The organism is Streptomyces sp. SID3212 (assembly GCF_009865405.1).
GTDB lineage: Bacteria > Actinomycetota > Actinomycetes > Streptomycetales > Streptomycetaceae > Streptomyces.
On the sequence record NZ_WWJY01000095.1, the window covers coordinates 1 to 611 of the forward strand.

The window sequence follows — 611 nt, forward strand, 5'->3', positions numbered from 1 at the left end:
GCCGCCCTCGGCGCAGCCCCGGCGAGCGCGGACCCCCACCTGACACCGGACGCGACCCGGGCCCGGGTGGACCGGCTGTTCGAGCAGGCCGAGAAGGCCACCGAGCTGTACAACAAGGCCGGCGAACGCGCCGGTGAGCTGCGGGCGCTGGTCGACCAGGCACAGGACCGGGCCGCGCGCGGCCAGGAACGCGTCAACCGCATGCGCGGCGCGCTCGGGTCGCTCGCGGGCGCGCAGTACCGCTCGGGCGGCATCGACCCGGGACTCGCGCTGCTGCTCTCCTCGCACCCGGACGAGTACCTGGAGAAGGCGTCCGTCCTGGACCGGGTCGCCGAGCACCAGTCCGGCACGCTGCTGGAACTCCGCCAGGCACAGCGCGGACTGGCGCAGGAGCGGCTCGAATCCGCCCGTGACCTGGCCGAGCTGGAACGCAGCCGGGCGGCCGTCGCCCGCCACAAGCGGACCGTCGAGCGCAAACTCGTCGAGGCGCGACGGCTGGTGAACGCCCTGCCGGACGCCGACCGCGTGTCCTACGACCGCGCGTCGCGCTCCTCGGACCGGGCCGGGATGCCCGGCCCCTCCGGCGCGGCACCGGCCTCCGGCCGCGCGGC

1 pseudogene is annotated in these 611 nt (G+C 76.4%); it reads left to right on the forward strand.

From position 1 onward, the window contains the following. A pseudogene (locus tag GT042_RS02870) lies at positions 1-611 on the forward strand (hypothetical protein); the annotation flags it as partial.